Origin of the sequence: Gemmatimonas sp., assembly GCF_027531815.1 — a bacterium.
Taxonomy (GTDB): Bacteria; Gemmatimonadota; Gemmatimonadetes; order Gemmatimonadales; family Gemmatimonadaceae; genus Gemmatimonas.
The window spans coordinates 108711-130601 of the sequence record NZ_JAPZSK010000007.1 but is presented as its reverse complement, the minus strand read 5'-3'; the positions used below and the strand labels follow the sequence as shown (position 1 = coordinate 130601).

Annotated in this window: 19 protein-coding genes; 4 read left to right on the top strand and 15 right to left on the bottom strand. The window is 69.3% G+C overall.

Annotated elements, in window-relative coordinates; all coding sequences use genetic code 11:
• Positions 1-22 precede the first annotated feature (22 nt).
• From O9271_RS11340 to murQ, 3 genes are read right to left on the bottom strand one after another with little or no spacing between them, the layout of a single operon-like run.
• Positions 23-1501 carry a glycoside hydrolase family 3 N-terminal domain-containing protein gene (locus tag O9271_RS11340; RefSeq protein ID WP_298269600.1) on the bottom strand — a complete coding sequence of 493 codons (1479 nt, stop codon included), beginning with the start codon at positions 1499-1501 and terminating at the stop codon, positions 23-25.
• A complete protein-coding gene (locus O9271_RS11335; protein WP_298269598.1) occupies positions 1498-2679 on the bottom strand; it encodes an anhydro-N-acetylmuramic acid kinase in 1182 nt (393 codons plus the stop codon). Before O9271_RS11335 ends, O9271_RS11340 begins: the two co-directional genes overlap by 4 nt.
• Complete coding sequence (gene murQ, locus O9271_RS11330) at positions 2676-3602, bottom strand: N-acetylmuramic acid 6-phosphate etherase (protein WP_298269596.1); 927 nt, start codon at positions 3600-3602, stop codon at positions 2676-2678. Before murQ ends, O9271_RS11335 begins: the two co-directional genes overlap by 4 nt.
• A gap of 168 nt (positions 3603-3770) precedes the next feature.
• Here murQ and O9271_RS11325 point away from each other — a divergent pair, with 168 nt between their 5' ends.
• Together O9271_RS11325 and ggt are read left to right on the top strand one after the other, a co-directional pair.
• Positions 3771-4496: a hypothetical protein gene (locus O9271_RS11325; RefSeq protein WP_298269594.1), complete on the top strand. Its 726-nt coding sequence runs from the start codon at positions 3771-3773 to the stop codon at positions 4494-4496.
• Between the two features lie 50 nt (positions 4497-4546).
• Entirely contained in the window at positions 4547-6385 is a 1839-nt protein-coding gene (gene ggt, locus O9271_RS11320; RefSeq protein ID WP_298269592.1) for a gamma-glutamyltransferase, read from the top strand.
• A 207-nt stretch (positions 6386-6592) separates the two neighbouring features.
• On the opposite strand, the gene O9271_RS11315 is transcribed toward ggt, so the two are convergent.
• Positions 6593-7468, bottom strand: coding sequence for a hypothetical protein (locus O9271_RS11315; protein ID WP_298269590.1), 876 nt, complete (start codon positions 7466-7468; stop codon positions 6593-6595).
• On the opposite strand from O9271_RS11315, the gene O9271_RS11310 reads away from it, so the two are divergent.
• Positions 7467-9275, top strand: a complete 1809-nt coding sequence (locus tag O9271_RS11310; RefSeq protein ID WP_298269588.1) for an ABC transporter ATP-binding protein — start codon at positions 7467-7469, stop codon at positions 9273-9275. The two genes, O9271_RS11315 and O9271_RS11310, sit on opposite strands and share 2 nt — an antisense overlap.
• 30 nt (positions 9276-9305) lie before the next feature.
• Here the strand turns inward: O9271_RS11310 and O9271_RS11305 are convergent, their stop codons facing one another.
• The 3 genes from O9271_RS11305 to O9271_RS11295 are packed head-to-tail and all read right to left on the bottom strand — an operon-like array spanning position 9306 to position 11252.
• On the bottom strand, positions 9306-10031 hold the full coding sequence (locus tag O9271_RS11305; protein WP_298269586.1) for a cytochrome c biogenesis protein CcdA: 726 nt from the start codon (positions 10029-10031) through the stop codon (positions 9306-9308).
• A complete protein-coding gene (locus O9271_RS11300; RefSeq protein WP_298269584.1) occupies positions 10021-10506 on the bottom strand; it encodes a transcriptional repressor in 486 nt (161 codons plus the stop codon). Before O9271_RS11300 ends, O9271_RS11305 begins: the two co-directional genes overlap by 11 nt.
• Before the next feature lie 17 nt (positions 10507-10523).
• Positions 10524-11252 (bottom strand): hypothetical protein, encoded by a 729-nt coding sequence (locus O9271_RS11295; protein WP_298269581.1) that lies wholly within the window; start codon positions 11250-11252, stop codon positions 10524-10526.
• A 215-nt stretch (positions 11253-11467) separates the two neighbouring features.
• Here O9271_RS11295 and O9271_RS11290 point away from each other — a divergent pair, with 215 nt between their 5' ends.
• On the top strand, positions 11468-12049 hold the full coding sequence (locus O9271_RS11290; protein ID WP_298269578.1) for a YceI family protein: 582 nt from the start codon (positions 11468-11470) through the stop codon (positions 12047-12049).
• A 151-nt stretch (positions 12050-12200) separates the two neighbouring features.
• Here O9271_RS11290 and O9271_RS11285 read toward each other — a convergent pair whose 3' ends face one another.
• From O9271_RS11285 to O9271_RS11250, 8 genes are all read right to left on the bottom strand, one after another.
• Positions 12201-13352, bottom strand: a complete 1152-nt coding sequence (locus O9271_RS11285; protein WP_298269575.1) for an aminotransferase class I/II-fold pyridoxal phosphate-dependent enzyme — start codon at positions 13350-13352, stop codon at positions 12201-12203.
• A 9-nt stretch (positions 13353-13361) separates the two neighbouring features.
• Positions 13362-15653 (bottom strand): primosomal protein N', encoded by a 2292-nt coding sequence (gene priA, locus O9271_RS11280; RefSeq protein ID WP_298269573.1) that lies wholly within the window; start codon positions 15651-15653, stop codon positions 13362-13364.
• A 22-nt stretch (positions 15654-15675) separates the two neighbouring features.
• On the bottom strand, positions 15676-16719 hold the full coding sequence (locus O9271_RS11275; RefSeq protein ID WP_298269570.1) for a dipeptide epimerase: 1044 nt from the start codon (positions 16717-16719) through the stop codon (positions 15676-15678).
• Positions 16720-16740: 21 nt separating this feature from the next.
• Positions 16741-17676: a serine/threonine-protein kinase gene (locus O9271_RS11270; RefSeq protein ID WP_298269568.1), complete on the bottom strand. Its 936-nt coding sequence runs from the start codon at positions 17674-17676 to the stop codon at positions 16741-16743.
• Positions 17677-17777: 101 nt separating this feature from the next.
• Positions 17778-18797, bottom strand: coding sequence for a magnesium/cobalt transporter CorA (gene corA / locus O9271_RS11265; RefSeq protein ID WP_298269566.1), 1020 nt, complete (start codon positions 18795-18797; stop codon positions 17778-17780).
• 9 nt (positions 18798-18806) lie between these two features.
• Positions 18807-19739 carry a histone deacetylase gene (locus O9271_RS11260; protein WP_298269563.1) on the bottom strand — a complete coding sequence of 311 codons (933 nt, stop codon included), beginning with the start codon at positions 19737-19739 and terminating at the stop codon, positions 18807-18809.
• A gap of 67 nt (positions 19740-19806) precedes the next feature.
• Positions 19807-21270: a hypothetical protein gene (locus tag O9271_RS11255; protein WP_298269561.1), complete on the bottom strand. Its 1464-nt coding sequence runs from the start codon at positions 21268-21270 to the stop codon at positions 19807-19809.
• Positions 21267-21890 carry a DUF4159 domain-containing protein gene (locus O9271_RS11250; RefSeq protein ID WP_343213905.1) on the bottom strand — a complete coding sequence of 208 codons (624 nt, stop codon included), beginning with the start codon at positions 21888-21890 and terminating at the stop codon, positions 21267-21269. The genes O9271_RS11255 and O9271_RS11250 overlap by 4 nt, the downstream gene beginning before the upstream one ends.
• Position 21891 lies beyond the last annotated feature (1 nt).

The following is a 21891-nucleotide window of genomic DNA, read 5'->3' as shown; positions in this document are numbered from 1 at the left end:
ACCACCGTCCAATCGCGTTGCGTTATCGCTTCCGCAGCAATCCTCGCCCGGCCGCCTGCTGCATGACCCGGTCGCCGTTCCAGGCAATGACCGTAGGCACCGCCATGGCCAGCTGCTGCACCCAGCGTGGGTCGCCGAGTCCCACCAGCACCACCTGGCGATGCATGGCCTCCGCCTGCGCCGCGAGGGCGCGGATGGCCGCCACGGTATCCTCACGCAGCGTGCAGCGCCCCTTGTTGGGGAGGTAGTCGGCGAAGAGTGCGATCACGAACGGCCCGGCGCTGGCCGTCGTGGGGGCGCTCACGATACGCGCATCGTTGCCGGCCAACCGCATCGCGTCCACGATGCCGGTGCGATCGGGGCGCCGTCCTTCCACATCGTCATCGTCGTCCACCAGCGCCACTTCGGTGACACCCGCCATGGGCGGGATGGGCCCCTGTTCAATGCGCAGCACCTTGTCGGCCAGCAGTGCACCCCACGCCGTGTCGGCGCCACTGGGGCGGCGCCAATCGTTGGGGGGCGACACCCACTGGGCCCACTTGAGTCGCCGACGAACCGATTGCTTCACCCGTTCGGGGTCAAGCGTCCCGTCGTCGAGCGCCTTCTCCAGCGCATCCAGTGTGGTGTCCAGGTCGCCCGGGGCCAGCAGCACGTCGCACCCGCCACGCAGCGCCTGCACGCAGGCGTCGGCCACCGTGCGCCCCTCGCACACGCCCGGCAGCGTCATGACGTCGGCCACGATGAGATGGTCGAACTTGAGCTGCTGTCGCAACAGCCACTGCAGCAGCTCCCGGGAGAGCGTGGCGGGCGCACGACTGGAGTCGAGCGCCGGATACGCGACATGCGCCGTCATCACGCTCGCCACGCCGCCGCTGATGGCCGTGCGAAACGGATGCAGGTCGAGCTCCTTGAGCTGATCGGCCGGCGTGTCCACACTCACCGCTTCACGGTGCGGGTCCCGCGTGGCGCGTCCGATCCCGGGAAAGTGCTTCGCGCATGCCATTACGCCTTCTGCCTGCGTGGCTTCGATCCACGCCTGCACCAGCTGCGCCACCTTGCGGGCGTCATTGCCCATGGCCCGCGTGCCAAGGATAGGGTTCTCGGCCAGCAGGTCGAGATCACACACGGGAGCAAGATTCCAGTTCACCCCCATGGTGCGCGCTTCGCGTGCCGTGAGCCGCGCCGCGCGACGTAACGCCTCGATGTCGCCCATGGCCGTAATGGCGGCCAGCGGCGGCAGCCCGGTGGCGCCGGCGAACTGCTGCCCCGCCCCACGTTCCAGCTCCGCCGCCAACAGCAGCGGATGCCTCGACTTGAGCTGCAGCTCCTTGGCCAGCGCGCGTACGCCATCCTGTTCGCCCCCCGCCAGGAGGAATCCTCCCACACCACGCTGCAGCGCCTGATCGATGAGCGCACGCGCTTCGGTGAAGCCTCGATCGGCGTTCCAGCGAATGACCGGCAGCAGCAACTGCGCGAGGTCGCGCCGCGACTGTTCGCTCATGACAACACACTCGGTGCAACGGGAGTCAATGCGCCCAGGACCCGCGGCGCACGCGCACCGGTGGCGCTGGGCACGTTGCCCGCCCGTCCGGTGAGATGGAGATAACCGAGCAGCGCGAACGCCACCGCTTCCTTCGCCTCGGCGTCGAAGAAGAGCGTGTCGAAATGGCGCACGGCCGGCGCCGGGCGCTGGTTCCGCTCGCCCTGCTCCGCGAAGGCGTTCTCGAGACAGCGCAGCAGGAACGGATGACGTGCGCCGCCGCCCGACACCACCACGTCGTGCGGCATGGGGGTGAGCCAGCGCGTGTACTGATCGGCGATCGTGGCGGCCGTATACGCGGCGGCGGTGGCCACGATGTCGGCATCGGCCCCTCCCGCCTCGCGGCAGCGCGCCACGAACGCCTCCACGAATGCTGGCGTGAACAGCTCGCGCCCCGTGCTCTTGGGCGGAGGCTCGTGCAGGTACGGCAGGTCGAGCAGCGCCTGCACCACGGGCGCCAGCACCCGCCCGGTCACGGCAATACGGGCATCGCGATCGAACGGTTCGCCGAACAGCTGCTGCGTGACCGCATCGAGCATGACGACGCCGGGGCCCGTATCGAAGGCGCGCACCGGCTCGCCCCCCGCCAGGGTGCGGGGCGGTACGAGCGTCACGTTGCCGATGCCGCCGATGTTCTGCAGCGCCCGCCACTCGGTGTCGTGCGCGAAGAGCAGCTGGTCGGCCATGGACACGAGCGGCGCGCCCTGCCCCCCCACGGCCATGTCACGGGTGCGGAAGTCGCTGATCACCGCGCACCCCGTGAGCTCGGCAATGCGGGCCGCGTCGCCGATCTGCCAGGTGCTGTGTCCGGGCTCGTGCCAGAGCGTCTGCCCGTGCGAGGCAATGGCGCGCACCTCCGCGGGCGCGACGCCGGCCTGCTGCAGGGCCTCGCACGCCGCTTCGCCAAGCCAGGTGCCGAGGTCGGTGTGTACGCGGCAGTACTCCCGTGCCGAGCCGCGCTGCATGGCGCCGGCGAGCCGATCCCGTTGGGCCGGGGTGTACGGACGCTGCAGGAAATGCCGCAGCGAGGGCTGCACGCGGCCGTGTGCCTCGCGAAAGCTCACCACGGCCGCACTGATGCCGTCGAGCGAGGTGCCCGACATGAGCCCCACGAAAAGCTGTTCGTCGTGATCAGTCATGGGCCCACCGGGGGTGGCGCGTTGGGTACCACCTTGCGAATGACGCCGCCCGCGGCCTCGAGCTGCGCGTCGGCGGTGGCTGCGTCCACGTGGAGGGCGTGCATGACCAACGCGCGCTTCACGCGACCGTCGGCCCGCTGCAGCAGGGCACGCGCCGCATCACGGTCCAGCGCGGTCACCTCGCACACGATGCGCTCGGCGCGATCCTGCAGCTTCACGTTGGTGGCCCGCAGGTCCACCATGAGGTTGCCGTAGCTCTTCCCCACGCGAATCATGGCGCCGGTGGTGAGCATGTTGCACACGAGCTTGGTGGCGGTGCCCGCCTTGAGCCGCGTGGAGCCGGTGAGCACCTCGGGGCCCACGATGGGCAGGATGAGCCAATCGGCTTGCGCGCGCATGACGGCGGGCGGCTCACTGCAGGCAATGAGTCCGGTCGTGGCGCCACGTTCCCGTGCGCGCGCGAGCGCCCCGCGCACGAACGGCGTCGTGCCACTCGCCGCAATGCCCACCACCACATCACCGGCGGTCACCGCCTGCGCGTCCATTTGCGCCGCTCCCGCCGCCGGATCGTCTTCGGCGCCCTCAATGGGATTGCGCAGGGCGTGATCGCCGCCGGCAATGATGCCCACCACCATGCGCGGGTCGGTACCGAAGGTGGGCGGGCATTCGCTCGCATCGAGCACGCCGAGGCGTCCCGAGGTGCCGGCGCCCACGTACAGCAGTCGGTGGCCGGCGCGAAAGGCCTGCTCGATGGCCGCGATCGCCTGCGCAATGACCGCGCGCTGTGTGGCGACCGCGTCGGCCACGGCGCGATCTTCGGCGTTGATCAGGTCGACGATGTCCAGCGGCGACGCGAGATCGATGTCGACGGTGCGCGGATTGCGACGTTCGGTGACCCGGGGGTCGAGCGTCGGAGCAGACACGGCATGCGGGTGAAGGAGCGGACGCGGACCCGACGCAGGCCTCGCGCGGCATCCCCGCGGGCCGGAAATCTGGGCAACCGTGCCTCTGGAGGGGACGCCAGAGTAACTTAACGGGAGGTCAACCTCGGAGTCGCGGTGCGTCCGGTTTCTTTCGTTCGTAGGAGCAGCGTGCCGCGCAGCGGGCACCCCGTTGCCCGTCGTCTCGCGCCCACGCTGGCCCTGCTGCTGCTGGTGAGTGCCGGCAGCGCTCAGGCCCAGATTCGCGGCCGCCCCCCGACCGGTGGACCGCCTCCTCGCGGCCCCAGCCAGGGGTGGTGGTTCTCGGGCGGCGCGGCGGGGCTGGTCCTGGGGGCCATCAACGACGGCGCGTCGAGCGCGCGGTGGGAGTTCGGCAACGACCCGCTCTGGCAGTTGCGCGGTACGCTCGAGAAGGCACTCGACCCGGCCACGACGCTGGGGGTATCGCTGGGGTACGGGGTGGTCGATGTGAACGTCACCCGACTCGCGGTCCCTGGCCAGGTGGCACCGGATCCCCGCGCGGTGTGCATCGCCAGTTGCGAGGCGCAGCTGGAGACCTGGCAGCTCATGGGTCAATTCCGCAGCGGCGGCGGCCCGGGCTTTCACACCTTCTTCGAAGCACAGGGCGGCGTGAACGGCTTTCGCAATCTCCGAACGAGGGACTCCACGGCGGCGGCGATTGGCCCGGGGACGCTGCAGATGGGCGTCGCCGGCTCCATGGGCTTCGGCTTCGGCTATACTCTCTCGCCGGGTATGGTCATCGCGCTGGTGCAGGACTTCGGCATCGGGTGGCACAGCAAGGACAACCTGCCCGATGACACGGGACGCACGTACCGCACGCGGGCGACACGTGCCAGTTTGCGCTTCAAGTTCTAGCCCGGTCCGCAACGGTCTCGTGGCCTCTTTCCATCCCTCCTGGAGCTGACATGCGCGTCCCCTCTCCGCGCTCCTGGTGTGCAACGCTGCTCGCCGCTGCCGTGCTGGGTGCCTGTGCGGGCACGTCCGTGTCCACGTCCACGTCCGCTTCCGCATCCGGTGTGACGGCCGCGAACGTGTCCGGCGCCGGGCAACCCGGCGATCCCGCCATTCCCGAGCGGGCGGCGGCGCAGTTCCCCGCCGGCTGGCGTCTGCCGGCGGGGCAGCGCGCCACCTTCGCCCCGCAGGTCATGGCGGTGAGCAACAGCCGCGAGGCCAGCGCCGCCGCCGCCGACATCATGCGCGAAGGCGGCAACGCCGTGGATGCGGCGGTGGCGCTGGGGTTCGCGCTGGCGGTCACGTGGCCCGAGGCGGGGAACATTGGTGGCGGTGGGTATACCGTGGTGCGGCTGGCGGACGGTCGCACCGCCGCCCTCGACTATCGCGAAATCGCACCGTTGGCGGCCACGCGGGACATGTACCTCGACGCCAACGGCAAGCTCACCGACAAGAGCATCTACGGGCACCTTGCCTCGGGTGTGCCGGGGGCGGTCGCGGGGCTGACCGCCCTGCTCGAACGCTACGGCACCATGCCGCTTTCGAAGGTCATGCAGCCGGCCATCCGGCTGGCACGCGACGGCTTCGTGGTGGACACCGCGCTGGCCACGTCCATCGAACGCGCCTCGAAGATGTTGCTGCGCTTCCAGCGCCAGTCGCCGTTCACTCCCAACGGCACGCCGCTGGCGGCGGGCGCACGCCTCGTGCAGCCCGACCTCGCGCGCACGCTGCAGGCCATCGCCGATCAGGGCGCGCGGGCCTTCTACAGCGGCTGGGTGGCCGACTCGCTGGTGGCCGAAATGCAGCGCGGCGCCGAGGGCACGACCGGCATCATCACCCGGGCCGATCTCGCCACCTATGCGCCGGTGTGGCGCACGCCCATCCGCACCACGTATCGCGGCTACGCGCTGCTCTCCATGCCGCCGTCCTCGAGCGGCGGCGTGACCACCGCCGAGGCGCTCAACGTGCTCGAGCAATATCCGACACTGCCCGCCTACGGCAGCACCCGCTGGTTCCATCTCGTGGGGAGTGCGTACCAGCGGGCCTTCATCGACCGCAACGCGAAGCTGGCCGACCCCGCCTTCGTGCCGGTGCCACTCGCCCAGCTCACGAGCAAGAGCTACGCGGCGCGCCTCAAGGCTACCATCGCCGATACCCGCGCCACACCAACGCGAGACCTCGAGCCACTCATGGCGCAAGCCGCGCGCGAGCCCGAACACACCACGCACTATGCCGTGGTGGACGCGCGGGGCAATGCGGTCTCCACCACCACCACGCTCAACAACTCGTGGGGCTCGGGCGTGTGGGTGCGCGGCGCGGGCTTCATGCTGAACGACGAGATGGATGACTTCGCCGCGCAGCCGGGGAAGCCCAACATGTTCGGCCTCGTACAGGGCGAAGCGAACGCCATTCAGCCGGGCAAGCGCATGCTGAGCGCCATGGCCCCCACCATTGTGCTCGACTCGCGCGATCAGGTGCTGCTCGTGGCGGGGGCTGCCGGCGGCCCCACCATCATCACGGGCACCAGCCAGGTCATTCTCAACGTCATCGAACATCGCATGACGCTGGCCGATGCCATGCGCGCCCCCCGCATTCATCATCAGGCGCTCCCCGATTCCCTCACCTTCGAAGCCGGCGGTGTTCGCCCCACCGTGCTCGACTCCCTGCGCGCCTTCGGTCACGCCATGCGCGAAGTCCGCAGCCTCGTGAACGTGAACGCGATCATGCGCGTGAAAGGGGGATGGGAGGGGCAACCGGAACCCCGGCGCTCGGGGGGGGCGGTGGGTTACTGAGGGGTGAGACGGAGACGTGAGAAAGAGACGTGAGAAGGAGACGTGAGCCCGGATAGCAGTGAGAGTTGAGCGCTCTAGCGGTGAGAGTTGAGCACCTCAACTCTCGCTGCTAGCCAGCTCAACTCTCACCGCGATCCGGGCTCAACTCTCCTGCTGCCAGCTCAACGCTCAGCACTCAGCTCTGAGCGCTGAGCGTTGAGCGCGCGGTCACGGCACCGGCGCCGGCCGCACCGTCACTGGCGCGTCCAACGTGACCGCAATCATCGCCCCACTGTTGATGCACGTGTCGAAGTTGGCCGTCGCGGCTGCCGCCGCCGTGCCTGCGGCCGCGCCCGCGGCCGCACCGATCACCGTGCCCCTGGTGCTCTTGCCGATCACCTGACCCGCGATGGCGCCCAGAATGGCGCCGCCCGCCACCTTCTTGGCGTCGGTACCCTTGGTCGCGCTACGGACCCGCTCGGTGCTCGCCGTCTGCACGGTGCTCTCCACCGGATATGTCCGGTCGCCGAACTGCACCGACACCAGGCGCACGCGCAGGGTGGTCTCGTCGTTGCTGTTGCGCGCCGTCTTGGCCTCCACCACCTCGAAGGTGCCCGTGGCGCCGGCCGGGATGCTCACGCCGTTGCTCGCGCTCACCGACTCGGAGAGCTCCGCGGTGAACTTCTCGCCCACCGGCATCGTATTGCTGCACACCTTCGACGACGACGAGAACGAGAGGCGCGTGCCGCTCGCCACCGTACCACTCACCGGCGCGGCAGGCGCGGGCGCCGGCGCCGGCGCGGCCGCGGTGGGACGTGGCGCCGGCCGCGTGGGACGTGGCGCCGGACGCGGCGCCGGACGCGGCGCCGGGGCGACCGTGGGCTCCGGCGCCGGCGACGGTTCCGGTGCTGCGGAAATGTCCTGCAACTGCGGTTGCGACGCGCCGTCCTGCTGCGCGAGTGCGAGGTCGCGCCCCAGTGCCGAATCGCTCGCGAGCGCGCTGCTGTCGGCGCCCGTGTCACCGCAGGCGGCAAGCGCGACGAGCGCCGCCGAGGTGAGGGTGGTAGCCAGGACCGCACGACGCGAACGGATATATTGACGCATGGGCAGACTCCCGAGTGAGGAAGGCAAGGTGAAGGCGTGGCGCACGCTGCGCCGACTGCTCCCATACTACCACCCCTACCGCCTGCAAGTTGCGCTGGGGCTGGCAGCGGTCGTTACCTCGTCCGCCCTCGTCGCGCTGCAGCCCTCCTTCCTGCAGCGCGGCCTCGACAGCATGCGCGAGGGCGCCGCCGCGCGCGATCTCCTGGGACTGGCCATGGTGATGCTCGTCACCGCCCTCGCCAGTGGCCTGCTGCGCTTCACCATGCGCTTCACCATGAACGGCGTGAGCCGGCGCATCGAAACCGACCTCCGGCGCCAGCTCTTCGAACGGCTCACCACCCTCGATGCCGGGTGGTACGCCGCCTGGCGCACCGGCGACCTCATGGCCCGCCTCACCAACGACCTCAGCGCCGTACGCATGGCCGCTGGGCCAGCCATCATGTACTTCGCCAATACCCTTGCCGGTGGCCTGTTCGCACTCACCATGATGGTGCGCATCTCGCCGCGACTGACGGCACTGGCACTCCTCCCCATGATCGGACTGCCCGTGCTCATGCTGCGCCTCGGCAAGCTGGTGCATACGCGCTTCGAACACGCGCAGGAGCAGTTCAGTCGCCTCAGCACGCGCGCGCAGGAGAATCTCGCCGGCGTGCGCGTCGTGCGCGCGTACCGCCAGGAAGGCGCCGAAATGGCGCGCTGGAACCAGCTGGGTGAGGAGTACCTCGACGCCAACATGGCGCTCGCCCGACTCAACGGCCTCATGAGTCCCGGCTTTGCCTTGCTCGCCGGACTCGGCATGGCCGTCACCATCGCCGCGGGCGGCACGCTGCTCATCGAGGCGCAGCTCACCGTGGGCAGCTATGTGGCATTCACCATCTACCTGGGGATGCTCACCTGGCCACTCATCGCGCTGGGGTGGACCACGAATCTTTTCCAGCGCGGCGCGGCGTCACTCACGCGTGTGCTGCAGCTGCTCGACGCATCGCCCGTAACGGTGCACGACACGGGAATGGCTCACCTGCCCGCCGGGGGCACCGGCCGCCGCATCGAGTACCGGAACGTGTCGTTTCATTTCCCCGCGTCCGACGAAGTGCGCTGGGTGCTGCGCGACGTGTCGTTCACGATTCCCGCCGGCGGTACTTTGGCCATCGTGGGCGCCACCGGATCGGGCAAGAGCGCTCTCATGGATCTCCTGCCGCGCCTGTACGAGCCGCAGGTGGGCGAGATTCTCATCGACGGCGTCAACATCCGGGATATTCCGCTGGCCACCCTGCGTGCCGCCGTCGGCTATGTGCCTCAGGAGTCGCTGCTCTTCAGTGAAACCGTGGGCGACAACATCACCTATGGCCTCGCCGGCAACGCGTCGGACACACACGTGGCGGCGCGTCGGGACCAGGCGACGCGCATCGCGCAGCTCGCCGATACCATCGCCGGGCTCCCTGCCGGCTACGACACGCGGTTGGGCGAGCGCGGCATCAACCTGTCGGGGGGACAGAAGCAGCGCGCGGCCCTCGCGCGGGCGCTCGCGCGACAACCCGATATCGTGCTGCTCGACGATGCGCTGAGCGCCGTCGATACCCACACCGAGGCAGCCATTCTGCACGGGCTGCGCGAGGCGCTCGCCGATCGCACGGCGCTCATCGCCTCACATCGTGTGAGCACCGTGCGCGAAGCCGATCACATCATCGTCCTCGACGCAGGACGCGTGGTGGAATCGGGCAGCCACGAACAACTCGTGGCGCACAACGGCCGCTACGCCGACATGCTGCGCCGCCAGCAGCTGCTCGACGCCATCGAGGCCAGGTGAGCGCGTGGGTGGGCCCCCGCGCCGCCAAGCCTACAGCCGCTCGACCAGAAACGCCGGCGTGAGCGGCTGCAGCCAGGCGGCAAGGCGCTCGAACCAGCCGGTGAACATGAGAAGCCCCACGATGACCAGCAGGATGCCGGCCAGGCGGTTCACGCGACCAATGTTGTGCTTGAACTTCTGGAAGAAGCCGAGGAATCGCTCGATGGCGAGGGCGCTCAGCAGGAAGGGCACGGCCAGTCCCATCGAGTAGGCCGTGAGCAGGCCAATGCCCTTGGCCAGCTCGGTTTCGTTGGCCGCGAGCAGGAGAATGGCGCCCAGTGTGGGGCCAAGGCACGGCGTCCATCCCGCGCCGAAGGCGATCCCCACGAACACCGTGCCCAGATAGCCCAGTGGCTTGTCGCTCAGGTGGAAGCGCCGCTCCTGCTGCAGCGCGCCCAGCTTGATGACGTCGAGCATCCACAGCCCCATGAGTACCATCATCACCCCGCCTACGCGCGCAATCCACACGCGATACTCGCGAAGGAGCTGGCCGAAGGCCGACGCACCGGCTCCCAGCGCCACGAAGATGAAAGTGAAGCCGAGCACGAACAGCACGGAGTGCAGCAGTGCCGTCCGTCGGGCGCGCGACACATCGTCGAGTCCCATGCCCGTGATAAACGTGACATAGCTGGGCACCAGCGGCAGCACGCAGGGGCTCAGGAAGCTGAGCAGCCCCGCGGTGAACGCCACCAGCACGGTCAGGGATTCAGGAGCCACGGGCAGTTCCGGAGAGTCGGCCTCGGCGACAGTCGCCGCACAGGCCGTAGATGACCAGCCGATGCCGCTGGCGTGAGAAATCGTGGGCTTCGGCCAACAGGGTCGTCATGCGCTCGAGGCGCTCGTCGCGAAACTCCGTCACGCGACCACACACCGTACAGAGCAGATGTTCGTGGTGCGGCACGCCACGCGACGCTTCGTAGCGCTTGAACCCCTCGCCAAAGTCGCGCTCCACCACCAGGCCGCTGCGCACGAGTACGTCGAGCGTGCGGTAGACGGTAGCGGTACCGGCCGACGCGCCACGGCTGCGCAGCTCCGTGGCCACCTCTTCCGCCGACAGGTGGCGGTCGGTTCCGAGCACCACATCGGCTATGGCCAGACGCTGCGCGGTGGCCGGCAGGTTGTGGTCGCGCAGAAAGGCACGAAACGCTTCCTTGTCGGCAGCGACGGCCGCGTCGGTGGAGGGATGGGTCACGAAACGGAAGCGGACCGCTACTCGGGGAAGGGCAGCCGCAGTGCCTTGGCCAGCTGCGCCGCCGTGTAGCGCACGATCTCCGAATCCTCTCCGGCACGGCGCTGCACGCCGCGCACCACCGTTTCCACGGTGATGAGCGGCGCATCGGCTTCGGCCTTGATGCTCGACTCCCACTTGCCGCGCTCCGGGCCCTTGATGACGTACCGATAGCGCGCGGTATAGACGGTGTGCCGGACGGGGCGCACCGTCGCGGGCGCTGCTTCGAGCGCCACGGCCTCGGCTTCGTCACCCTCGTCGGCCGAGGCGTCGGCGGCGAGTTCCTCGAGGTACGACACGTCATCATCGTCGTCGCCCGCCGTGGCGATCACCGGCAACGCGTCCTGGTCATCGTCGTCACCGTCCAGGGCGTCCGGCAGCCCCGGCTCAATCGCCTCGACGTGCTGCGCATCGCCGGCGAGCGGCAGCTGCGGGTCATCGGCCTGCTGATCAGCCAGCGGCTCTGCGGCGAGGGCCAGCGGCACCCGCGCCGCGAGTACGGCGATCCCCGTTTCCACGGTGCCCTGACGCAAGGGCGAGAAGAGGTGAAGCTCCTCGATCAGCGCCAGCGGGACGTCCGCCACCACGGTGCGCAGGAACCGCTCGGCCACCTCGGACACTGGGGCGTCGGCGCGATCGGGCAGCACCGGCTGGGGAACGGGGGCGTCGAGCGGCTGTTCGTCAACGTGGGCGGGTACCGGAGCGGTCATGGACGCGGGCGCGGGGGATACATCGGGGGCAACACCGAAAGATCACCGGCGCTCGTGCCTGCAAACAAGGCGCAGGCAGGGGTTGCGCATTGCGATCGATCCAGTATCTTACCAATGAACCATTGCTTGTCGAACCATCGTCTGACCGAACGCTGCCGGGTCCATACTCCATCCCGCCCCGCATCCCTTCATCGCCAACACTCGAGGACCGCACCATGTTCGCCACCCGCCGCCTGGCCGCCCTGCTGGCGCTGCCGCTGTTCGTTGCCGCCCGTCCGCTGTCCGACGCCAAGCCGCACACCATCGACAAGGCGCACAGCGAGATCAACTTCGTCGCCGACTCGCGCATGCTCAGCGCCCACGGCTTCTTCGGGAAGTGGGAGGCCGACGTGAAGCTCGACGCCGCCAAGTGGGAGAATTCGTCGGTCGCCATCACCATTGATGCCGCCAGTATCAACACGCGGGTGGAACGCCGCGACGGGCACCTGCGCAGCGCCGACTTTTTCGACGTCGAGAAGCACCCGAACATCACCTTCAAGTCGGTGAGCGTGAAGTCCACCGGCGCGAACAAGCTCGACATCACCGGCGATCTCACGGTGCGCGGCACGACCAAGCGCATCACGGTGCCCGCCACGATGGTGTTCTACGAAGGAGGCATGGGGCGTTTCCGCGGGCAGTTCGCGATCAACCGTATGGACTACGGCGTGAGCTACGACTCCAAGCTCAACCCCATCCAGCCCGAAGTGCAGGTGCAGTGGGACATTGCACTGGCCGAGCCCAAGCCCGCCGCGAAGTAACCGCACCAGTGCAGTACAGCCCCCCGGCGCAGCGCGCTCGGGGGGCTTTCGTTTTCCCCGCACCTCTCACTTCTGGCCAACGCACCTCTCACCTCTATCCGAGCCCACCTCTCACGCTGGCAATTCGATTCTCCAGCTCACCTCTCGAATCTCACCGTCTCGCCGCGGCGATGATGCCCTGCGCCGCCGCTTCCAGCCGCTCCGCACTCTGCACGAGTGACACCCGGAACTTCCCCCGCCCCGCGTCGCCGAACGTGATCCCCGGGGTGACCACGACGCCGGGGCCTGCCATGAGCGCATCGACCCACTCCCAGTCGCCAAAGCCCGCCGGCACGTCGAGCCACAGGTACATCGTCGACCGCGGCGCCTGCACCGGCCACCCCCCGGCGTTGAACGCCGCCACAATGGCATCGCGTCGCGTGCGGTACTCCGCCACGATGGGCGGTACGATGGTGGCCGCATTCGCGAACGCTGCCGCGCCCGCCATCTGTGCAAACGTGCTCACGCCGTAGCCGATGTTCGAGCGATAGGCATCGAGCCGCGCGATGGCCGCGTGCTGGCCAGCCACGAAGGCAATGCGCACCCCCGCCATGTTGAAGCTCTTGCTGCACGTGTGCGTCTCCACCGCCACCCGCGCGGCGCCGGGCACCTGCAGCACACTCGGCACGGCAAACCCATCGAACGACAGCTCACTGTAGGCGAGGTCGCTCAGCAGCAGCAGGCCATGCCGCTCGGCGAACGCCACGTATCGCGCCAGCTCGTCGAGCGACACCGACGCGGTGGTGGGGTTGCCCGGGTAATTCATGATCATCACCTTCGCGCGCGACAGCGGCTCGGCCGGGATGGCATCGAGGTCGAGCCGGCCGTCGAGCAGGAACGGCATGAACACCGGCTCCGCCCCCGCCAGCAGCGTGGCCCGCGCATACACCGGGTAGTACACCTCCGGCACCAGCACCGCCTCGCCGGGGTTCACGTGGGCGAGAATGAGCTCCGCGATCCCCTCCTTCGAGCCGGCGAGGGCGAGGAACTCGCGCGCGGGATCTACCGTGACCCCGAAGCGCTGGGCGAGATAGGTGGTGGCGGCGGCGGCAAAGGCAGGATCAGCCCGGAAGTACGGGTAGCCGCTCAATGCCCGGTCGGCCGCGACGCGCTGCATCGCCTCCACCACCACGGGCGGGATGGGCCCATCGGGGCTGCCGATCCCCACGTCGATGAGCGTGCGCCCCTGCGCGCGGTGGTGCGCGCGGCGGGCGTCGAGCTCGTAGAACACGTACGGCGGAAGTCGGTCGAGGGTAGAGGCCATATCGGAATACTACAACAGACTCACCGGATCGCGATCCACCACCAGCCGCAGCTCCGAATCCGCCGGCACCGGACACCGTTCGGCCACGTAGCCGGCCACGCGCGTCATGAGCCGCGGCTGCGAACTCTTGAGCAGGAAATGCCACCGCCAGCGATCCTTGATCCGATCGATGGGGCACGGGGCCGGCCCCACGAGCACGAGATCCCGCAGCCCCTGCCGCTGCATGAGTTGCGTCACCCACTCGGCCGCCGCCGTGGCCGCCGCCGCCGTGGCACCCTGATGCACGCCGCTCACGATGACGTTGGCAATGTGTACGAATGGCGGATAGGCAGGGTGGCGACGTGCCCCCAACTCCTCGTGCACGAACCCCACGAAATCGTGCGTCAGGGCATGGGTCACGGCATGGGCATGCGGCATGCGCGTCTGCACGATCACATCACCGCCCTTGGGCCCGCGGCCGGCGCGCCCCGCCACCTGACTGAGCAGCTGAAAGGTGCGCTCGGAGGCCCGGAAGTCGGGCAGGTTGAGCCCGGTGTCGGCATCCACCACGCCCACCAGCGTCACGTTGGGAAAGTCGAGCCCCTTGGCGATCATCTGCGTGCCCAGCAGGATGTCCACCTCCTGACGGCCCACGCGATCGAGAATCTGCGTGTGGGCCCATTTCCCGCTCGTGGTGTCCACATCCATGCGCGCAATGCGGGCCTCGGGGAACCGTTCGGCCACGAGCTTCTCCACCTGCTGCGTCCCCAGCCCCCGCCGCTGCAGCGTGGCGTGCCCGCAGCGCGCGCAGCTGGCGGGAACGTCGGCGTGATGCTGGCAGTAGTGGCACACCAGCGACTCGGGAACGCGATGATACGTGAGCGAAATGCTGCAGTGCGGGCACACCTGCACATCGCCGCACCCCTGGCACTGCACGAAGGCGGCGAACCCGCGCCGGTTGAGCAGCAGCAGGCTCTGCTCACCGCGTGTGAGGCGGGATTCGATGGCCGCGAGCAGCGCGGGGCTGAAGACACTCAGCATGGGATCGTACGGCGCCTGCGGCGCGCGGGTGGCCAGTGCTTCCTTGACGGCGCGCCGCATGTCCACCAGCTGCACCGGCGGCAGCTGCGCACCGCCCGCCCGATCCGGCAACGTGAGGCGCACCGCCTGTCCACGATCGGCCCGTTCCCAACTCTCGAGACTCGGCGTGGCGCTGCCCAGCACCACCAGCGCCCCCTCGGCGCGGGCACGCACAATGGCCGCCTCGCGCGCATGGTATCGTGGCGTTTCCGACTGCTTGTAGCTGCTCTCGTGCTCCTCGTCCACGATCACCACGCCGACCCGCTCGAGGGGGGCAAAGAGCGCCGAGCGCGCGCCCACGGCGATGCGACGCTCGCCGCGACGGAGCGCTTGCCACGCGTCGAACCGCTCCCCATCGCTGAGCCCCGAGTGCAACACCGCCACGTCGTCGCCGAAGGCCCCGCGGAAGCGATCGACCGTTTGCGAAGTGAGGGCGATTTCGGGGACCAGCACGATGGCCGTGCGCCCCTGCGTACGCAGCACGGCGCGCAGCACTTCGATATACACGAGCGTCTTCCCGCTGCCGGTGATGCCGTGCAGCAGGAACACCTGCCCGGGGTCACCCGCCAGGATGGCCTCGATGGCGGCGCGCTGCGCCGGCGAGGGATGCGGCGGTGGTGCCACGCCGGCGCGCGCGGCGAACGGATCGCGCTGCACTGATTCGTCGCGCACCGCAATGAGCCCGCGCTTCGCCATGGCCGTGAAGACGCTGGCCGAACACCCCGCCTGCGCGCGCAGCGACTCGAGCGACGCCGCGCCGCCCTGCGCCTCGAGCAGCTCGTACACCGCGCGCTGCTGCCGGGCGCGCGCAAACGCCTGCTCGCGCTGCAACAGCGAGGGCAACTCCTGCACCAGGTGCACCATGCGCTGCGTCCGCGACGCCGGCACGGCGGCGCCCGGTTGCAGCAGCGCGGTGGGCAGCATGGCCCGTACCGTGAGCCCCAGCGGCGCCGCGTACCAGTCGGCGATCCACCGCGCTGTCTGCAGCAACGGCGCCGGCAGCGAGGGCGTGTCGTCGACCACCGCTCGCAAGGCCTTGAGCGTTACCCCCGCCGGCGGCTCCGTGTCCCCGAGACAGATGCCGATCTCCGTGCGGTTGCGGAACGGCACCAGCACCCGGGTGCCCGGCGCAATGGGCCACGCCATCTCCGCCGGCACGCTGTACGCGAACGTACGAAACAGCGGCACCGCCAGTGCCACTTCGACGACGCGGGGAGAGGTCGGCCACAGCTGCTCGGACATCCCTGAAACGTAGCCCCGCGCGTCACCCCCGCACGGGATCGCCACCGCGGCGCGTCACTCCCAGTCCCGGCGCGTCCCCCAGGTCGAGGCGGCCGTTCACCATGGCCGGCCCGGCGAACGGGTCGTCGGCCAGCAGCGCGGCGCCATCGAGATCGGCATCGTCGAGCAGCGGCGCCAGCTGCGCGGCCGAGGCAATACCCAGCGTGGTTTCGATCATGCAGCCGCACATCACGCGCAGGTCGTGCGCGCGCGCCACCGCGATCATGCGCAGCGCCTCACGCAGGGAGCCGCACTTCGCGAGCTTGATGTTCACCCCGTCCACCGCACCCGCCAGGCGCGGAATGTCCGCGGCCACCACGCACGATTCATCGGCCACCACCGGCAGCGCGGCCCGCTCGCGCACGAAGCGCAGGCCGGCCAGATCATGCCCGGCCACCGGCTGCTCCAGCATCTCCACGCGCGCGTCGTGCAGCGCGGGCAGCATACCGACCGCCTGCGCCGCACTCCATGCGCCGTTGGCATCCACCCGCAGCACGGCCTGCGGCGCCTCCTCACGCACGAGGCGCAGGATTTCCCGGTCCCACGACGAGCCCAGCTTGACCTTGAGAATGGGGTACGGCGCTGCCTCGCGCACCCGCGCGCGCAGCGTCTCGGCGTCGGGAGCAATGCCAATCGTAAAGCTCGACAGCGGCGCGGCCGTGGCGTCGAGTCCCCAATAGCGATACAGGGGAATGCCCAGGCGTTTCGCCACGAGATCGTGCAGCGCCGCACTCACGGCGCTCCGCGCCGCCGCGTGATGCCGCAGCGCGCGCTCCAGCGTGCGTTCCACGGCGTCGAGACTCCACGCGTCGGCCGCCTCGAGCAACGGCGCGTACTGCTGCAGCGCCGCCATCACCGTGTCGGCCGTCTCGCCGTAGTAGCGACTGGGCGACGCCTCACCCCACCCTTCGGCGCCATCGCCATCCACCAGACGCACCCATACCACCCGGTAGGCGCTGGTCCCGCCGCGGGCAATGATGAACGGGTGCCGGGTGTGCACCGTGACGATCTGTGCGTGCAATTGCATGGGGCGTGACGCGTACGGCGATCAGAGCGGCGTGAGTCCCGAGGCGCGTGACACGCGCGCCTGGCGATACTCGGCACCACCCCAGGACGACAGGAACTGCACCAGCGCGTCCGCCAGCTCGAAACCACGATCGTAGCGCTCGGCCGGCTGCTTGGCCAGACAGCGCATGATGATGGCACTGAGCGCCGCCGGCACACGCGTATCCACCTGGTCGGGGGGGGCGGGCGCCTCGTGCACGTGCTTGTAGCCCACGGCGTACGAGTCGTCGCCGTCGAACGGCGGATGCCCCAGCACCATCTCGTACAGCAGCAACCCCACGGCATACAGATCGCTGCGTCCGTCCACCAGCCGCCCCATGGCCTGTTCGGGGCTCATGTAGTGCGGCGTGCCCATGGCACGCCCGCTGGCCGTGAGGCGACCATGAAAGCGGGCCGTGGCAATGCCGAAGTCGGTGAGCGCCACATTGCCATCCTCGTCGAAGAGGATGTTGTCCGGCTTGATGTCGCGGTGCACCACCCCTTGCCGGTGCGCGTAGTCCAGTGCCGTGGCCACCTGCGAAGCCACCGAGGCGGCCGTCGTGGCCGACACCGTCTTGCGTCGTGACAGCAGGTCGGCCAGCGAACCGCCGGCGTAGTACGGCATGGCCACGTACTCGAGCTCCCCCGAAGTGCCCATGTCGGCGATCGCGCAGATGTACGGGTGCACGAGCCGCGACGCCGCCTCCGCCTCGCGCCGGAATCGTTCCCGCATTTCCGGTTCCCGCGACAGCGTGCGATGCAACACCTTGATGACCAGCGGACGCCCCAGCACCGCGTGGCGCGCCAGATACACATGCGCCATGCCGCCGCTGCCCAACCGCTTCACCACCGTATACCGGTTGCCCGTGGCGGTGCGCAGCTCCCTCAGCTCCTCATCGGGAATATCGAGTGGGGGCGCCGACACCTCTGGCAACGGCACGCTGCAGCGCGTGCACCGCGGCGCCGCAGCGCGGTTCCAGGTGCCGCAGTCAGGGCAGAACATCGGGGAGCGGAAGACGGAGAGAAGGGGAGCCGACCAATCTACAACAAGTTACGACGACGCAGCAGCATGAGGAGCAACAGACCAAGCCCCAGTTGCACCAGCAGCAGGACCCAGAATCCGTTCGGCCACTGGGCCATGGGCATACGGCTGAAGTTCATTCCCCACATGCCGCTCACCACCACGAAGGGCAGTGACATGGTCGCCACCACGCTCAATCCCTTGGTGGTGGCACCCAGGCGGTTGGACACTTGGGTGAGATACGCGTCCATCGTGCTGCTCAGAAGGTCGCGATAGGTGTCCAGCGCATCGTTGATGCGCAGCACGTGATCATACGTGTCACGGAAGTAGATCTGCACCTCCTGGGCCACCAGCGTGCTCGGGCGGTTCGTGAGCACATTCAGCACTTCGCGCGACGGCCCGAGATAGCGCCGCAACGACAGCACCAGCCGCTTCACCTGGAACAGGTCGCGCAGCGCCTCCTGGTCGAAGCGCGCGAAGACACGCTCCTCCAGCCCGTCGATGAAGTCGTCGATCTGGTCGAGGATGGGGAAGTAGCCGTCGATGGCCGTGTCGAGCACGGCGTGCAGTGTACGCTCCACGCCACGATCGAGCAGCTCGGGCGATCGGCGCATGATCTCCCACACCGTATCCACCGGGGCCATGGCACCCGCATGCACCGTGACGAGATACGACGGTCCCAGGAAGCAGTGCAGGTCCTTGGTTTCGAGGTCGTACGGATCGTCGGTATCCGCGGCCAGCTGCACGGCGCGAATGACGATGTACACGAACCCCGGGTATTCCTCCAGCTTGACTCGGGACGCGGGGTTGAGCGTGTCCTCGATGGCCAGCGGGTGAAACCGGAACAGCTGCTCCAACAGGGCATGCTGCGACTGCACGGTGCTGTCGATGTCCATCCACAGCGGCCCGCCCGCTGCCAGCAGCGCCGGGACGTCGCGTGGATGGCAATCGAGCACCACCTCACCCTGCTTCGACCTGTGGATGGTACGCGGGGCCGGATCGACTTGACCGGGCACGGACGTGGGAACGATACGCGTCATGGGCGATGCTCAGGCCAGTGCCCGCAGATGCACCAGCACCGCCTTGGCGACGGCGTCGGGCGCATACCCTCCTTCCAGGGCGCTCACCAGGCGCCCGCCACACCACCGCTCGGCGCGTTCCACGAGCGCCCGCGTGAGTGTGTCCACATCGTCCAGCGTAAGCGTGAAGGCGCCCAGGGGGTCACCCTCGAGACAGTCGAAGCCCGCGCTGAGCAGGATGAGGTCAGGCGTGAATCCCTCGGCGGCCGCATCGACCGCCGACAGCAGCGCCTCGATGTATCGCGCCGGCGGCAGCGACGGGGGCATGGGCACGTTCCACACGGTCTCGTGTGGGCCACGGTCGTCTGCCGCACCCGTGCCAGGGTACCACGGCCACTGATGCATGCTCACGAAATGGATGCGCGGCTCCTGCTCCACCAGCGCCTGCGTGCCGTTCCCGTGGTGCACATCCCAATCGATGATCAGCACCCGCTCGCATCCATGCCTGGCAATGGCATAGTGCGCGGCAATGGCCACATTGCCGAACAGACAGAAGCCCATGGCGCGATCCCGCAGCGCATGGTGTCCCGGCGGACGAACCGCCGAGAAGCTGCGCCGCGCACGGCCATCGAACGCCATGTCCACGCCGTCCAGCACACACCCCGCGCCCGCGGTGATGGCATCCCAGGAGCCCTCACTCACCACCGTGTCGGGATCGAGCCGCCCACCGCCCGCGGCAACCGTGTCGCGCACGCGCGCGATGTAGTCGCGGTCGTGCGCCAGCGCGAGCTCATCCTCGCTCGCGTGCCGTCCTTCCACGTGCAGCAGCGCCTCGAAGAGCGCCACGTCGTACTTGAGCGCCCGCGGGATGGCGACCAGTCGACCGACATGCTCCGGGTGTTCCCACCCGGTATCGTGCCGGCCGCAATCAGGATGAGAAATCAGCGCAACGCGCTCGCTCATGGCTCACTCAGGGGGTGAAGGCGTGAACAGCCGCTCATTGACCACGGGGCGGCACGACGCACCGACCTCATCGGGCACCGCGCAGTCGCCGCGAGCCCCACTCCGCCAGCAGCGCCAGCAGCGTCGTGAGCAGCAGCACCCAGGGACGCAGCACGAAAGGAATGTCGCCCACACCGCGCCCATCGTCACCTCCGGGGTCGCCCCCCGGCGGCTCGCGAAGCGCCGGCGCGGCGCGGCCCACGCGCGACACGAGGTCCGCATACGGCGCACGATCACCCGGGTACCGGTCCGGCGCCACGGGCATCGCGCTACCCACAGCCGGGACCGCCAGGGCAACGGCCCCCTGCCACCACGCCCGATGCGCCGCCATGCCGTCGTCACTCCCCTGCATGCGCCACCGCCAGCTTTCGCGGTACGGCATGGCGACCACCCGCCCAGCTCCCACCCGACGCGCCACCAACGCCGGTTCATCATGCCCGTGATCGCTCTGATCCGTTTCCAGCACGAGCGCGTCAGCGGTCATGGCAAGCTCCCAGGCCTCGAGGCCACTGCGTGGGCTGGCGGTGAGCAACCCACCGGCAATGGCGCCCCGAAGCTCCGTCGCCCGAGCCGGACGCAGGGCGGCGAGCCCGGGAATGCGCAGCGCATCACCGCCCAACAGCAGTCCGCCGCCACGCGCCACGAATTGCGACAGCGCCGCGCCGTCCACGGGCATGCTGTCGGTCACGACCACAGCCGCATAGCGCGCCGTGTCGAGCCGTGCCGGTTCCCCGATCGTCACGCGCCCTGTGGGCGATACGCGCAGCGTCCCATCCACCTCCCAACCCGCTTCCTCGAGCGCCGCCACCACGAACTTCCCCTCCCACCCCGGTTCGGCCAGCACCAGCAGACGGCGCGCCGCGCCCGAATCAGGCACCGGCAGGGACATGGCGCTGCGCCCCTGCCGAACACGTAGCGGAGCGGCCGCGCTGCGCAGCCGCCAGGTCGTCACGAGCTGCGCGGTAGATACCGAGTCGAGCACACCACCCGCGTCGGCGAGCGTCAGTGACGTACCCGCGGATACCGCCACCCGCACATCGAGCGGCGCGCCAGGTACCGCCGCACGGGTCACCGACGCCGCCACACCGCGGGCCATGGTGCCATCCAGCCACACCAGCGGCACACCGCTCGCCCGCACACTGCCAAGTCCGGCGCGCACGGCGGCGGCGGGTACCGTCGCCAGCGGCAGGGCGAGGGTATCGCGCGACGGGAGGATGTCGCGCAACGGGGTAGCCATGTCGGGCGCATCTGTTGCGCCGTCAGCGGCCCCCGCCGCCGGTGCGCCGGCCAGCAGCGCCTCGCGTACGGCAACCAGCGCGCGCGCCGTGCTATCCGGCCCTGCGCCCTCGGCAAGTCGCACGACCCGTCGCGTTGGCACGGCTGCCTCGCCGGCACGGGCGGCACGGGCGGCACGCCAGTGCACGACCAAGGCCACCAGCAGCGCCAGCACGCCTACGAGGCGACACAGCCGTTCCACGAGAAGGCGGGTCATCGCGTGAGCGCGTACACCACGAGGTTCACCCCGAACCGCGTGTTGTCCACCGACAGGAATCGCTTGTTGTCGGGGTGAAAGCTCCACTCCGAGCTGTAGTCCTTGTTGGAGAAGAGCACCCGAATGCGTCCGTTCTTCACCACGGCGTCGAGCTGTTCGTGCACGAGGTTGTCTCCCCAGCCGTTCATCTCGTGCGATGTGGTGGGGGGCCCGTTCTCGAACACGAAGAAGCAGCGATACAGCTCATGGGTGTTGGGGAGCGGCAGCAGGGGCCCCGCCACACGCCGGATCTCCTCGCGCGCCGTCTTGTTGAAGGCGCCGTCCACGTCGTGGTTGTGGTCGTCCACGAACAGCAGGCCGCCACGATCGAGATACTTGCCCAGCACTTCCCGCTCCCGGCTGGTGAACCGCACGGGCAGATGTCCCGTGAGATACAGCAGCGGGTACTGGAAGACCGCCTCGCTCGACAGCGGGACAATCACCCCCTGCGGACGCACGGCCAACGCGGTGTAGCGGGCCACCGAATCGATGATGTTGGCGGGTACGAGCGGGGCGGAGTCCCAGTCACCCGACTCGTACTGCGCCGTGGCGAACACGAACGGCGCGCCAGCGGTCCCCATT

Excerpts from the sequence above, each read along its gene's own strand:
- O9271_RS11285 (WP_298269575.1), bottom strand. The coding sequence starts at position 13,352 with ATGGCCTCTACCCTCGACCGACTTCCGCCGTACGTGTTCTACGAGCTC.
- priA (WP_298269573.1), bottom strand. The coding sequence starts at position 15,653 with ATGTCCGAGCAGCTGTGGCCGACCTCTCCCCGCGTCGTCGAAGTGGCA.
- O9271_RS11295 (WP_298269581.1), bottom strand. The coding sequence starts at position 11,252 with ATGACCGCTCCGGTACCCGCCCACGTTGACGAACAGCCGCTCGACGCC.
- O9271_RS11275 (WP_298269570.1), bottom strand. The coding sequence starts at position 16,719 with ATGCAATTGCACGCACAGATCGTCACGGTGCACACCCGGCACCCGTTC.
- O9271_RS11340 (WP_298269600.1), bottom strand. The coding sequence starts at position 1,501 with ATGAGCGAACAGTCGCGGCGCGACCTCGCGCAGTTGCTGCTGCCGGTC.
- O9271_RS11260 (WP_298269563.1), bottom strand. The coding sequence starts at position 19,739 with ATGAGCGAGCGCGTTGCGCTGATTTCTCATCCTGATTGCGGCCGGCAC.
- ggt (WP_298269592.1), top strand. The coding sequence starts at position 4,547 with ATGCGCGTCCCCTCTCCGCGCTCCTGGTGTGCAACGCTGCTCGCCGCT.
- O9271_RS11310 (WP_298269588.1), top strand. The coding sequence starts at position 7,467 with ATGGGCAGACTCCCGAGTGAGGAAGGCAAGGTGAAGGCGTGGCGCACG.
- O9271_RS11315 (WP_298269590.1), bottom strand. The coding sequence starts at position 7,468 with ATGCGTCAATATATCCGTTCGCGTCGTGCGGTCCTGGCTACCACCCTC.
- O9271_RS11290 (WP_298269578.1), top strand. The coding sequence starts at position 11,468 with ATGTTCGCCACCCGCCGCCTGGCCGCCCTGCTGGCGCTGCCGCTGTTC.
- corA (WP_298269566.1), bottom strand. The coding sequence starts at position 18,797 with ATGACGCGTATCGTTCCCACGTCCGTGCCCGGTCAAGTCGATCCGGCC.
- O9271_RS11250 (WP_343213905.1), bottom strand. The coding sequence starts at position 21,890 with ATGGGGACCGCTGGCGCGCCGTTCGTGTTCGCCACGGCGCAGTACGAG.
- O9271_RS11335 (WP_298269598.1), bottom strand. The coding sequence starts at position 2,679 with ATGACTGATCACGACGAACAGCTTTTCGTGGGGCTCATGTCGGGCACC.
- O9271_RS11255 (WP_298269561.1), bottom strand. The coding sequence starts at position 21,270 with ATGACCCGCCTTCTCGTGGAACGGCTGTGTCGCCTCGTAGGCGTGCTG.